General features: G+C 42.5%; 10 protein-coding genes. 7 read left to right on the top strand and 3 right to left on the bottom strand.

Annotated features, from left to right (window positions below):
* Position 1 precedes the first annotated feature (1 nt).
* From BAZ21_RS03540 to BAZ21_RS03530, 3 genes are all read left to right on the top strand, one after another.
* Positions 2-673, top strand: a complete 672-nt coding sequence (locus BAZ21_RS03540) for a hypothetical protein (protein ID WP_068497156.1) — start codon at positions 2-4, stop codon at positions 671-673.
* A gap of 431 nt (positions 674-1,104) precedes the next feature.
* Positions 1,105-2,478 (top strand): helix-turn-helix domain-containing protein, encoded by a 1,374-nt coding sequence (locus BAZ21_RS03535; RefSeq protein WP_068497154.1) that lies wholly within the window; start codon positions 1,105-1,107, stop codon positions 2,476-2,478.
* Between the two features lie 70 nt (positions 2,479-2,548).
* Positions 2,549-3,946 carry a helix-turn-helix domain-containing protein gene (locus BAZ21_RS03530; RefSeq protein ID WP_068497151.1) on the top strand — a complete coding sequence of 466 codons (1,398 nt, stop codon included), beginning with the start codon at positions 2,549-2,551 and terminating at the stop codon, positions 3,944-3,946.
* Between the two features lie 83 nt (positions 3,947-4,029).
* Here BAZ21_RS03530 and BAZ21_RS03525 read toward each other — a convergent pair whose 3' ends face one another.
* Positions 4,030-4,413, bottom strand: a complete 384-nt coding sequence (locus BAZ21_RS03525; RefSeq protein ID WP_068497149.1) for a helix-turn-helix domain-containing protein — start codon at positions 4,411-4,413, stop codon at positions 4,030-4,032.
* A gap of 253 nt (positions 4,414-4,666) precedes the next feature.
* On the opposite strand from BAZ21_RS03525, the gene BAZ21_RS29485 reads away from it, so the two are divergent.
* The gene (locus BAZ21_RS29485; protein WP_068497148.1) at positions 4,667-6,049 is read left to right on the top strand and encodes a DNA-binding protein; all 1,383 of its coding nucleotides are present in this window, start codon (positions 4,667-4,669) and stop codon (positions 6,047-6,049) included.
* Positions 6,050-6,281: 232 nt separating this feature from the next.
* Complete coding sequence (locus tag BAZ21_RS03515) at positions 6,282-6,509, top strand: aspartyl-phosphate phosphatase Spo0E family protein (RefSeq protein ID WP_068497146.1); 228 nt, start codon at positions 6,282-6,284, stop codon at positions 6,507-6,509.
* A gap of 237 nt (positions 6,510-6,746) precedes the next feature.
* On the opposite strand, the gene BAZ21_RS03510 is transcribed toward BAZ21_RS03515, so the two are convergent.
* Together BAZ21_RS03510 and BAZ21_RS03505 are read right to left on the bottom strand one after the other, a co-directional pair.
* Positions 6,747-7,559, bottom strand: a complete 813-nt coding sequence (locus tag BAZ21_RS03510) for a flagellar motor protein MotB (protein ID WP_068497144.1) — start codon at positions 7,557-7,559, stop codon at positions 6,747-6,749.
* The gene (locus BAZ21_RS03505) at positions 7,543-8,373 is read right to left on the bottom strand and encodes a flagellar motor protein (RefSeq protein WP_068497141.1); all 831 of its coding nucleotides are present in this window, start codon (positions 8,371-8,373) and stop codon (positions 7,543-7,545) included. Before BAZ21_RS03505 ends, BAZ21_RS03510 begins: the two co-directional genes overlap by 17 nt.
* Before the next feature lie 207 nt (positions 8,374-8,580).
* Between BAZ21_RS03505 and uvrB the strand changes: the two genes are divergently transcribed.
* Complete coding sequence (uvrB, locus tag BAZ21_RS03500; RefSeq protein WP_068497138.1) at positions 8,581-10,572, top strand: excinuclease ABC subunit UvrB; 1,992 nt, start codon at positions 8,581-8,583, stop codon at positions 10,570-10,572.
* A 174-nt stretch (positions 10,573-10,746) separates the two neighbouring features.
* A complete protein-coding gene (gene uvrA, locus BAZ21_RS03495) occupies positions 10,747-13,608 on the top strand; it encodes an excinuclease ABC subunit UvrA (RefSeq protein WP_068497137.1) in 2,862 nt (953 codons plus the stop codon).
* Positions 13,609-13,611 lie beyond the last annotated feature (3 nt).

The raw sequence follows: 13,611 nt of genomic DNA, 5'->3' as shown, positions 1-13,611 counted from the left end.
TATGCATAATATCTCGCTTCTAAATAAAAAATTACTGATAGCTATACTTCTTCCACTATTAGTTTTACTAGGAGCTAGTTACACTCATGCGGCAGATAGAGGTGATGCAGGATATAGAGAGGGGGGATGGCTTACTTTTGGAAGTGACCATGGTGGTGTACGCGGAAATAGTGGTGTTGTCTATGAAATTAAGGGTTATTTCGGTAGTGGAGTTGTATTGAGTGATTTTGATAGCTTTAAATCGGGTAAGACATTTTATGGATTTTATACCAATCCTTCTATAACAGATTCTAAAAGAAGCTATATTATAAGCACGCTTGCTGGAATGAACGGCGACCCGGACATTACTTATACTGCTCAAGCGCAACTTATGTACGACGATATTCGCTCGTCATCATATGTCCATGTTGATGAAATCACAGATATACGTTGCGATGGAGTTATCGAGTATGTCTATGAATATAATGATGTTTATGTTTGGGGGCCATCTAGTACTAGAACAAACTCAGGGAACCCAACAGATTTTGATATATCAAGTAAAGCAAATGTGAAATACCACGCAAATTTAGGATACGATGAGCCTTGGATAGAAGTTAGTCCAAGGGTACAGCGTGGAGCGGCAACCGTAGATAACCCTACTAGATGGACTCAATTACGCCCAAGAACCTCGTAAAATCACATAACTAGTACACTAATCAGTCTTTAAACTGTGGATAAAATCGTTTGAGTTTTATACGGGCGTCTTCGGTAGTATTGCGCCTGCTTACCAATAGCAGCATTAGTAGTGCAGCATCCTCTAGATTTCACTAAACGGAAAAACGAAGGGCATTCTTGGATAAATCCGAGAGAGCCCTTTTTGCATTAAATAATCAGTACTTTAATGAAGTGCTTGAATGTTGAAAAAGGGATGTGTTCCAAGCCCCAATTATCACCGAATTCGTTAAAAAAAGACTTCTGTCTAAGGCATCATAAATTAAAGTGAATATATAGACTATATATTTCACTATTTTCGTGATTTTGTATTGGAGTGAATTTCCTATAGGGTGAATTTTACATATAAAATGCCACTTATGATATGTCTAAACTTATATGAGGGGGATTAGCATGGAACATACACCTACGATCCGCTCGAAGATAGAGACAGAATTGAAGCAAAGGGGCTATAGCTTTAGCAGCTTTAGTAAGATCTCCGGTATTAACCGTGGTACATTCAGCACCATGCTGAACAGCAACCCGCCCAAGCCGATCTCCGTTCGGCAGATGGACCTCATTACCAAGGCATTGGGATATCCCGAGGGCTGGTTGTATGAGTTGTACATAGATGAATGCTTTTACGAAGGAAAAGGTCACTGGAAACGGATCAAGCCTTTTTTATTGCGTTGTGTGGAGTTAGAGAGGAAAGACTGTATTCAGAAAGTATTGTCGAGACTAACAGAGGATTTATCCTATGTGTTGACAATATTTGAACTTGCAGAAGAGTTACATAAAGGAGGCAAGGTTGAGGAATCTGTCCCTTTTTACGAGTGTGTGGTAGAGAACGAAAGGTATTATCACTCGGAACGGCTTGCAATCAGCCAGTATAGATTGTTTCGCATACAATTGGGTACTAATGCAGAGGAGAATTTAAAGTTAACTATTCAATTCTCTCCTTTTTTATATCGTTTACCTGCGGCCTATCAGTTGGACGCACTATTGCAAATGACTAATATTTATTCTTCTTTGCACAAATGGAGTCAAACCATTTTTTATAGCAAGAAATTGCTAGAACTCGCAATGCATATATATGAATATAGAGTAGCTCAAGAAAATAAAAATTATAACGATCTTGAGCCATATTTTAGCGAACGCTCATTAGTGGTTTATTATGGGCAAGCATTATTAATGCAAGCTTTCTCATTACAGAAGCAAGAATTGTATCAGGAGGCTAAAAAAATTGTTTCCCAATATGCGGATTTGAGTTGGTTCAAAGGTTTGGATGAGGTTGGCCAAAGAGAAGTTGAAAAATTAAAAATGTATGCAACAGCTAATGGATATGTATTGGATTTATTAATGGGGGATAAAAGCAATTTGGAAAACTATATTTTATTACTGGAGGAGAATGAGAAAGAGATATTGCCAGGGATTCTCACATTATTAGAGGTAGCTAATAAACATTCTTTTGATATAGATTATATATTACAGCATTTTAGTAATTATATTCAAAAATTTACCGAGAACGAGGATGCTTTATATATGGATGATTATTGCAATTTTAATTTACAACTTTCTATGTATCAACTTAATTGCGAAAATTATACTGAGGGAATAAACACAATTCTTAGGAATTTAAAACTAGCAACGTTAGTAAATAGTTCAAATGTATTTGCACAAACTATTATATTGTTTGAGAAATATAATAGTTTTGCTACAAAGAGTCAGTATACTGAATTTACAATTCACAAAGAGAAATTTGAGAAGGAGTTTAATTTTGCGTTCTAATAAATAGTCAACAATCAGGAACATGAAGTCGATTTTGATTTAATAGTATTATTCGAAATGAGGTGTTAATATGAAGCACACACCTACGATCCGCTCGAAGATAGAGACAGAATTGAAGCAAAGGGGCTATAGCTTTAGCAGCTTTAGTAAGATCTCCGGTATTAACCGTGGTACATTCAGCACCATGCTGAACAGCAACCCGCCCAAGCCGATCTCTGTTCGGCAGATGGACCTCATTACCAAGGCATTGGGATATCCCGAGGGCTGGTTGTATGAGTTGTACATAGATGAATGCTTTTACGAAGGAAAAGGTCACTGGAAACGGATCAAGCCTTTTTTATTGCGTTGTGTGGAGTTAGGAAGGAAGGACTGTATTCAGAAAGTATTGTCGAGACTAACAGAGGACTTATCCTATGTGTCAACGATATTTGAACTTGCAGAAGAGCTACATAAAGGAGGCAAAGTTGAGGAAGCGATACCTTTTTACGAGTGTGTAGTAGAAAACGAAAGATATTACCATGCAGAACGACTAGCTATTAGCCAATATCGCTTGTTTTGTTACTCGTTAGGAGATGATTTGGAGAAAAATCGTGAATCAGCTACAGTATTTGCTCAATTTCGCAAGAATTTGCCTGAAAATCATCAACTGGATGCGCTATTAAAGCTGGCAAATACTTATTTGAAACTTCAGAAATTTGAAACGGTTATATTCTATACTGAAGAATTGAAAATACTAGCTACAAACATTTATAAGCAGTACACTTGCAAAAAGGTTAATAATTATAAGATTAAGGATCTTGATACAGAAAGGCATTTAATCGTTTACTTAGGTCAAGCATACCTATTGCAGGGAAGTGCTTTAGAGAGACAAGGCTTATATGAACAGGCTTTAGAAACAATTCCTTATTACTCTAATTTAACGGGCTTGGTAGCTTTTGATAAGTTAGGAACAATGGAAGCCCTGAAATTTCAATTATGGGCGAAAGCCAACCTTTTGCATATACAAATTCTAATGGGAGATCAAGTTAGTATTCCCTCCTATGTTGAACTAATTAGAAATAATCCGCCAGAAATTTTGCATGGTCTGTTAACTATTGTGAAATCGGCTAATGCATATAATTATTCAATAGATGATATTTTAATCTTGTTTTCTGAGCAGATTGATGAATTTAGAGAATTAAGTGGAAACATTTCTTATTACCCTTTGGATTTTAATATGTTGAACTATTCTCGTTTTTTTCTTGAGCTTAGTCGATACTATTTTAATAAAAGGAGCTATACCGAGGCAATAGACAGTATGCTGATTAGTTTAAAAGCATCCTCACAGCTAAACGATAAGACTTACTATATCAAGTCCATCACGCTATTGTTTGAGAAATATAAGGATCATTCGACCGAAGAACAACGGACAGAATATGAAAAAGTGATAAAAGCAGTGGAAAATAACATCAAGCAAATGACTTCTTAAAGCATAAAAGGGCTATGTTTCTCTACCTAGTGTAGGAGATCACACAGCTCTTTTAATTTTTACGTGCATATTAATCGAGTGAATTAAAATTCCTCGTGTGCATTAGGGGTATCAGAGTTATTCTCTAGAAGCTCGCTTTCTGAAGAGGTAAATAGTTCCTTTAGAATGCGATAAGCTTTATTTTGCGCTGCTTCACTCTGCTGGGAAAGGATATGAATACATCCCCATATCCAGGGCTGGCTTTTAAGTTCTTCATATGAATCGAAGTCAAAAAATGCAAACACGTTTGTGTCCAGTGCCTCGGCTATTTTCTCCAATGTTTTGATCTGCACATTGACCTCGCCACGCTCCAACTTCCCGATATATGAACCTGTTGAATCGGATGCTTCTGCAAGTTGTTCTTGTGTAATACCAAGCAATTTTCGAAATTGGCGGATTTTCGCTCCTATGAGTTTTGTTGTTTCCATAGACGTCCACACTCCTATACTATGAGTGTAGACAAAGGTAGATCAAGCGTGGAGGTAATTGGATTGCCTGAATAATTCATTATTAAGTCCTTACAAGGACTATTTATAAACATTAAATTCCATAATATATTAAAACAGTGCAGAAAAGGGGTTGACCACAATCCAATTTATTCATATAATTTCTAGTATATTGTAATTGGTTGTCGAGGAGGGTGATTTTAAAATCATCTGAATACGCCGGGAGGTGTCTTTATTGGAAAATACAACCACGATTCGTTCGGAAATTGAGAAAGAATTAAAACTTGGTGGCTATACGTTTAATAGTTTTGGACAAGCTACAGGGCTTAATCGGGGTATATTTAGTGCTATGCTTAACGGCAATCCGCCTAAACCAATCTCTGTGAGACAAATGGACTTGATTACTAAAGCGCTTAATTATCCAGAGGACTGGTTGTATGATCTATACGTTGATGAATGCTTTTATGATGGAAGACCCCATTGGAAAAGGGTTAAGCCGTTCCTGATTCGTTGTGTTGAAGTAGGAAATCTGAGGTGTGTAGAGAAAGTACTATCTCGATTAATGGAGGATCTTAATCACATCCCTACAATTTTTGCCTTGGCAGAGGATCTTTATGATGAAGGGAAGTTGCAAGAGGCAATTCCTTTTTATGAATGTGTAATTGAAAATGAGAAGTATCAACATTCTGAGAGGTTGGCAATTAGTCACTATAGAATTTTTTCAATTTCTGTTAGTGGAATTATGAAGATAAATTTGGAAGCTGCACTAAGATTCGTACCCTTTAGAAACCGGGTACCCTTAGATTATCATTTAGATGGTTTGCTTAAACTGTTAAATCTTTATCACAACTTGCATCAATGGAAAGAAGCAGAGCGTTATGCAGATGAATTAAGAGCTCTTGCAACTATTGTTTGTAAAAGCAGAGAAACTAATAAAAAGAATTTTACATTGAAAACTGAAAGACATTTAGTCGTCTACTATGGTCAAGGTTATTTGATGAAGGGAATTGCATTGGAAAAACAAGAAAGATATGAAGAAGCCATGAAGTATATTTCTGGCTATGCCGATTTGAGTTGGTTTAAAGATCTGGGAGAAATCGGACAAAAAGAAGTGCAAAAATTTACCCTTTGGGCTGATGCTAATCAACTTAATTTGAAAATTCTTATGGGTGATACAAGCAGTTTCCCGATGTATATTCAATTCCTGAAGAATAACCCACCCGAGATTTTGTTAGGTTTATTAACGATAGTGGAGTCGGCTAACAAGCATGGTTTTTTAATTGAACATATTCTTCAACAGTTTTCTCATGAATTGACCTCATTTAATAATGAATTATCTATGGAAACCAGCTACTATAAACAGTCGTTTAGTTACGACACATATGCTGATTTGTGTTACCAACTGGCTATATATATGTTTAATAACCTTTCCCATGAAAAAGGTATTTATTATGTTTTAAAAAGCTTGAGAAAATGTTTGGAAATCAGCAATAAAGAAAAGTTTATGATTTGTACAGCATTGTTTGAAAGATTTAGAAACAAAGCGACAAGAGACCAAAAATCAGAATATGAAAGTATTATGGAGGAGGTTTTAGTCAATGCGAGTAAAAAACCTTAAATACATGCTAATTATAGGGCTTTTTAGCTTTTTAGCATTCTCCCATAATATTATTGTTTTTGGACATGGTGCAGGAGGTTAACAGTTATCCAAAAACAGCCCGTGTGAGGCTGTTTTTTTGATTCATTCCGTTAAAGGGATGAAATGGGTTTTATTATATTTTTAACCTGTGGGGAAGGTATCAGCTTGTAAAATAAATGTAAATACCACACCAAACAGGAGGTTTATTGATGTGAAATTGCAAGAATTGGAGGACTGCATCGAAGAAAAGCGGCAAGAATTAAATGTTTTGGCGAACGAGGTGGGATTGAAGGATCGGCGGGTGTTGACCAAGTCCATGGAGTTGGATCGGCTCCTGAATAAGTACAGCGACTGGAAATATAGCTATCGTAGACAACAGAGCATACCCCCAAGTTCACAGATGGAAGAGAAGCAACACGAGCTTGTTCTATCTTATTGATCTTCAAGCAACATGACCAGATTTACCTAACTTCACCTTGGCTTCTAATACATAGTAGGGATATAGACTAAACAAAAATAATCTCTATTGTACCTCGTACGCCGCTCTTTTACACGTTGTTCGTACGGTTTATTGTTCTGCGTCTACATCAGAGCGGAAGCCATGTAACATGATGATGTGTGTCCAATAAAAACCTCCCGATTCACGTTGTTGCGTGACTCAGGAGGTTTTTGGCATTTACTGTTGAAGCTGACGCAATACAGTGATTTCGACACGCCGGTTTTTTTGACGTCCAGCCTCGGTGCTATTGTCACCAACCGGACGGGTATCTGCATAGCCTGCATACTGAAATCCAGAGGGTGACAGCTGTTCTCTATCCAGAAAGAATCGGAGTACGGATAACGCCCGTGCGCCGGAAAGCTCCCAGTTGTCCTTGTAGATTGATGAGCTTGAGGTGCGAGTGAACGGAATGTTGTCCGTATGTCCCTCGATGCTGATGGGCGTTTTCAAATCTCTGAACAAACTGGCCAGCTTGGATAGCGTGTTGGCCGAGCCCTGTTTGAGTGCCGCTCTGCCTTGATCGAATAAAAAGCGGTCATTCAGCGTAATGACAATTCCGCGCGGTTGATCTGACACGAAAATCTGGTTTTCCAGTTTATTTTCCGAAATATACTTCTGAATGACACCCATGAGATTTTGCAGTTCTTTTTCCTGCTTGCGAAATGCCTGTTCACGTTCGTTTAGCTTGGTTGACCCCGCTTCTTTTTTATCGGATGTCTGTTGCTTGGCCGCAGGCGGATTTTTGCTGGTGTAGCGATCCGCAGTCCCCGTGATGCCCGAACCTTGCTCCAAAATAGAATCACCCTTGCGGAAGGTATCCTGGAGGGAGTGAACAACGACCTCATATTTTTTGGCATCCAGGCTGCTCATGGCGTACATCACGACGAAAAAAATGAGCAGCAGGGTGATTAGATCTGCATAGGTAATCATCCAGCGGTCACGATGGTCTCCGCCCTCCTTACGTCCACGACGCTTAGCGCGCGTTCTCATGGAAGGAGTCCTCCTTTGGAGTGGTGATCTCTATGCGTGTGCGCCGTGGCGGTTTGTAATCCTGATTTTGTTCTGAGCGGATAAAGAACTCCAGCTTTTTGCGTACCAGCTTCGGATTCTCTCCGTTCTGAATAGCCAGAATACCTTGCAGCAGCAAGTCCATGGTGGAGATTTCTCTTTCACTGCATGCTCTTATTTTTGAAGCGATAGGCAAGAAGATCAGATTGGCGCTGGCTACGCCGTATAGTGTTGCGATAAACGCGACAGCAATCGACGGTCCGAGCGCAGTAGGCTCAGTCAGACTGCCCAATACATGGATCAGACCCATTACCGTACCAATAATCCCCATCGTAGGGGCATAGCCGCCTGCGGATTCGAATATTTTGGCGTATCCTTCATGCTTTTGTTCAGTGGTATCTAACTCAAGCTCTAATATCTGTTTGATCTGTTCCTGTTCGGTGCCGTCGATGACCAACTGAAGACCTTCACGCAAAAATGCATTCGGATGCTCCGAGGAAATACGCTCTAGCGCAAGTACGCCGGACCGTCGGGAGGTGGCAGCCATGGAAACCAAATCTTCTATATATTGCTCGGTAGGGTTGTCCTCACGGCTAAATGCCATCCGAAGAGCAGTAGGTATGGTCTTCAGCTTGGAGGCGGGGTAGCTAATAACAACTGCGGCGAAGGTTCCGCCAAATACAATCAGAGCTGATGTACCCTGGAGCAGCCCTGAAAATTCGCCGCCCTCCCATAAGAAGCCACCAATTAATGCGATGATTCCTGCGATGATGCCCAATACGATGGTGATATCCAAAATACAATTCACTCCTATTCAAGACTTATCGTTTGCATCCACAGTAAGAAAGAGGTATAATACGGGAACAAACATTCTTATCCAACCATATTTCCCAAGTATCATTGCTCGGGAAATATTGACATAGAGTTACAGGCAAAGACATTCAGCTCGACTGGTGTAGAAACATGATGTTTCCATTTTAGACGATAAGGGTGATGCAGGGCAATGAGTGATATCGTTGTTAGCAACAAGACTTTTGAAATTGAGTCGGATTTCCAACCTCAAGGCGATCAGCCTCAGGCCATTTTTGAACTGGTAGAGGGGATTGCAGAAGGAAAGAAGTATCAGACGCTATTGGGTGCTACGGGAACGGGTAAGACATTTACCATCGCGCAAACCATTGCCAAGCTGAATCGGCCTACGCTGATTATTGCGCATAATAAGACGTTGGCTGCCCAACTGGCGAGTGAATTTAAGGAGTTTTTTCCAAACAACTCTGTCGATTATTTTGTCAGCTACTATGACTACTATCAACCGGAAGCGTACATTCCGTCTTCTGATACGTATATTGAGAAGGATTCCAGCATCAATGAGGAGATTGATAAACTTCGTCACTCGGCCACAAGCTCTCTATTTGAGCGTCGTGATGTTATTATCGTAGCGAGTGTCTCCTGCATTTATGGTCTGGGGTCGCCGAAAGAATATTCAAGCCTGCTGCTCTCGCTTAGAGTCGGTATGGAGAAACCCCGCAATCAGATTTTGTCCCGCTTGGTCGATATTCAATATCAGCGGAACGATATCAACTTCGTGCGGGGTACTTTCCGTGTACGGGGAGATGTGATTGAAATATTCCCGGCTTCCCATGGGGAACACGCCATACGGGTAGAGCTGTTTGGGGATGAGATCGAACGGATTACCGAGATTAATGTGCTTACGGGTGAATTAATCGGTGAGCGCGAGCATATTGCCATTTTCCCGGCATCTCACTTCGTTACTCATGAGGATACGATGAGGGTAGCACTGGTCAACATTGAGCGTGAGCTTGAAGAGCGACTGGCGGTGCTGAAGGAACAAGGTAAGCTGCTGGAGGCGCAGCGTTTGGAGCAACGTACTCGTTATGACATCGAGATGATGAAAGAGGTCGGTTTTTGCTCCGGGATCGAGAACTATTCGGGTCCGCTGACATTCCGCGAGCGGGGAGCGACGCCGTATACGCTGATGGATTATTTTCCGGATGATATGCTAATCGTCATTGACGAATCCCATGTTACACTGCCGCAAATTCGAGCCATGTACAATGGTGACCAAGCACGCAAAAATGTGCTGGTGGAGCATGGTTTCCGCCTGCCGTCTGCGCTGGATAACCGTCCGTTGAAATTTGAAGAGTTCGAAGACAAGGTCAATCAGATTATTTACGTATCAGCTACCCCGGGCCCCTACGAGCTGGAGAAATGCAATACGATGGTGCAGCAGATTATTCGTCCTACCGGGCTTCTTGATCCCGTTATTGAAGTACGTCCAAGCAAGGGACAGATTGACGATCTTATTAATGAGATACGGCTTCGCATAGAGCGTGAAGAAAGGGTGCTGGTCACCACACTCACGAAGAAGATGTCTGAGGATTTGACAGACTATTTAAAAGAAGTGGGTATCAAGGTCCGATATATGCACTCTGAGATCAAGACACTGGAGCGGATGGCCATTTTGCGGGATCTGCGCCTGGGGACCTTCGATGTGCTGATCGGGATCAACCTGCTGCGGGAAGGTCTGGATTTACCGGAAGTATCTCTGGTTGCGATTTTGGATGCGGACAAAGAAGGCTTCCTGCGTTCCGAACGCTCTCTGATCCAGACGATTGGACGGGCAGCACGGAATAGCGATGGTCGTGTTATTATGTACGGTGATAAGATTACCGATTCTATGGATAAGGCGATCAAAGAAACCGAACGTCGCCGTGCGATTCAAATTCAGTATAATGAAGAGCATGGAATCACGCCGCAAACCATCCGCAAAAAGATTCGTGATGTCATTGAAGCAACTAAGGCGACAGAAGCACGGAATGATTACCTTCCTAGTGAGACGGGTAAACTTTCCAAGAAGGAGCGTCAATCGCTTATTCAGCGTCTGGAAGCAGAAATGAAGGATGCCGCCAAGAATCTACAGTTCGAGCGGGCCGCCGAGTTGCGTGACGCTTTGCTGGAACTGCGGGCCGATTAAGCATGTAGTATAAGAATAGGCTATAAACGAAAGCACATTGAAAATGAAATATTTGAATGTTTTTAACAATAGTGAGGGCGGCCCATGTGGTCGTTCTCTTTGCGATATATCACCTGCATCCATAACCCAATGGAATATAGCATGACTTGAACTACAGCTAAGGAGATGAAACATTTGGCGAATGAAAGCATCATCATCAAAGGCGCACGGGCGCATAATCTCAAAAATATTGACGTGACGATTCCGCGTGACAAATTTGTCGTTCTTACGGGGCTTAGTGGTTCGGGTAAATCGTCACTGGCTTTCGATACGATCTATGCGGAAGGACAGCGGCGCTACGTGGAATCTCTATCTGCATATGCACGTCAGTTCCTCGGACAAATGGAGAAGCCGGACGTCGACTCGATTGATGGTCTTTCTCCTGCGATATCTATTGACCAAAAAACTACCAACCGGAATCCGCGTTCTACCGTTGGTACGGTTACAGAAATCTATGATTACTTGCGGTTGTTGTTTGCGCGAGTGGGTCACCCTCATTGCCCTGAACACGGCATTGAGATCACATCCCAGACCGTTGAACAGATGGTGGATCGCATCATGCAGTATCCTGAAAAGACACGACTGCAAATTTTGGCTCCATTGGTATCGGGACGCAAAGGTGAGCATAAAACACTGTTCGCGGATATAGCCAAGCAGGGCTTCGTACGGGTACGTGTCAATGGCGAATTGCGTGAGTTGTCTGAACAGATTGAGCTGGAGAAGAATAAGAAGCATTCGATTGAAGTGGTCGTGGACCGGATCGTGGTCAAGGAAGATGTGCGTGCGCGTCTATCCGACTCGATTGAGACGGCTCTAAAACTGTCAGGTGGCCAGCTGCTTGTGGATATTATGGGACAAGAAGAGCTGCGATTTAGTTCTAATTTTGCATGTCCGATTTGCGGTTTCAGCATAGATGAGCTGACTCCGCGCATGTTCTCCTTTAACAATCCGTTTGGTGCTTGCCCGGATTGCGATGGATTGGGTGCTAAAATGGTAGTGGACCCTGATTTGCTCATTCCCGATCCTCAAAAGAGCGTGGAAGATGGAGCATTTCAGGCATGGAGTGGTGGAACTTCCACTTATTATCCGCAATTTTTACAGTCGGTATGCGAGCATTTTGGCATTCCGCAGGATGTTCCTGTTAGCCAATTGACCACGGAGCAAATGAACATTATTTTACACGGAACGGCTGACCAGAAGATCCGGTTCCGTTACGAAAATGATTTTGGTCAACGCAAGGAAGCCCATGTGACCTTTGAGGGAATCATTCCGAATCTGGAGCGTCGTTATCGTGACACAGCTTCTGATGGTATCCGTGAATTTATTGAAGGCTTCATGAGTGCCAAACCATGTAACACCTGTAAGGGACACCGTCTGAAGAAAGAGAGTCTGGCGGTAACCATTCAGGAGCACAATATCGCCTATGTGACTGATTTGTCCATCACAGAAGCGGCTCACTTTTTTCAAACGCTGGAGCTGAGTGAGAAGGAGAAGTCAATTGCCAATCTCATTTTAAAAGAAATTAACAGCCGTTTAGGCTTCCTGGTCAATGTCGGTCTGGAATATTTGACATTAAGCCGTTCCGCAGGAACGTTGTCCGGTGGTGAGGCACAGCGTATTCGGCTGGCGACACAGATCGGGTCCAGTCTAATGGGGGTACTTTATATTTTGGACGAGCCTAGCATCGGACTGCACCAGCGAGATAATGACCGCCTGATTAGTGCTTTGGAGCATATGCGGAATCTCGGAAATACGTTGATTGTGGTGGAGCATGACGAAGATACAATGATGGCGGCGGACTATATCATTGATATTGGACCGGGAGCAGGAATCCATGGCGGGATGATCATGTCACAGGGGACCCCGCAGGAAGTCATGGAAGATCCGAACTCCTTGACAGGGCAATATTTGAGCGGGCGCAAGTTCATTCCGGTCAATACCGAACGGCGCAAGCCTGCGGATAAGTGGCTGGAGGTTCGCGGGGCCAAGGAGAACAACCTCAAAAATTTGAATGTTAAAATTCCGTTAGGCGTGTTTACGGCTGTTACTGGCGTATCCGGTTCTGGCAAGTCAACGCTGGTCAACGAAATCCTGTACAAAACGCTGGCGCGTGATCTGAACCGGGCGAGAGTGCGTCCAGGTCAACATAAGGAGATTCGCGGGCTTGAGCATATCGATAAGGTCGTTGATATTGACCAGTCTCCAATCGGCCGCACGCCGCGTTCCAATCCTGCGACCTACACCGGCGTATTTGATGATATTCGTGATTTGTTTTCAAAAACAAATGAGGCCAAGATCCGAGGTTACCAAAAAGGCCGCTTTAGCTTTAACATTAAAGGTGGTCGCTGTGAAGCCTGTAAAGGCGACGGCATAATCAAGATTGAGATGCATTTTCTACCGGATGTATATGTTCCATGCGAAGTGTGCAAGGGCAAACGCTATAATCGTGAGACCCTAGAGGTTAAATACAAGGGCAAAAGTATTGCTGATATACTGGATATGACGGTAGAGGATGCGACAGAGTTTTTTGAAAATATCCCGAAGATTCATCGCAAGATTCAGACGCTGATGGATGTAGGCTTGGGATATGTCAAGCTGGGTCAGCCTGCGACTACCCTGTCTGGAGGTGAAGCTCAGCGCGTGAAGCTGGCTTCTGAGCTGTATCGTCGCAGCACAGGCAAAACGATCTATATTTTGGACGAGCCGACAACCGGTCTGCACGTTCACGATATTGACCGATTATTAATGGTACTGCATCGTTTGGTTGATTCAGGAGAGACGGTGTTGGTTATTGAACATAATCTGGATGTGATTAAAACAGCCGATTATTTGATTGATCTGGGACCGGAAGGCGGAAGCGGCGGTGGAACGATCTTGGCTACCGGAACACCGGAACAGCTCGTGAAAGTGGAGGAATCGTATACAGGCCGATATTTAAAACCGATTCTTGAACGGGATACGCAGCGCAGCCAAGCGCTTCAGACCGTTGATCTATAGATA

Origin of the sequence: Paenibacillus kribbensis (assembly GCF_001705305.1) — a bacterium.
In the GTDB taxonomy this organism is placed as follows: Bacteria; Bacillota; Bacilli; order Paenibacillales; family Paenibacillaceae; genus Paenibacillus; species Paenibacillus kribbensis_B.
Note: the sequence above shows the minus strand (reverse complement) of the source record. Positions and strands in the feature narration are given on the sequence as shown.

Bases quoted from the DNA above. Each gene is read 5' to 3' on its own strand.
- BAZ21_RS03510 (WP_068497144.1), bottom strand. From the start codon at position 7,559: ATGAGAACGCGCGCTAAGCGTCGTGGACGTAAGGAGGGCGGAGACCAT.
- uvrB (WP_068497138.1), top strand. From the start codon at position 8,581: ATGAGTGATATCGTTGTTAGCAACAAGACTTTTGAAATTGAGTCGGAT.
- BAZ21_RS03530 (WP_068497151.1), top strand. From the start codon at position 2,549: ATGAAGCACACACCTACGATCCGCTCGAAGATAGAGACAGAATTGAAG.
- BAZ21_RS03535 (WP_068497154.1), top strand. From the start codon at position 1,105: ATGGAACATACACCTACGATCCGCTCGAAGATAGAGACAGAATTGAAG.
- BAZ21_RS03540 (WP_068497156.1), top strand. From the start codon at position 2: ATGCATAATATCTCGCTTCTAAATAAAAAATTACTGATAGCTATACTT.
- BAZ21_RS03525 (WP_068497149.1), bottom strand. From the start codon at position 4,413: ATGGAAACAACAAAACTCATAGGAGCGAAAATCCGCCAATTTCGAAAA.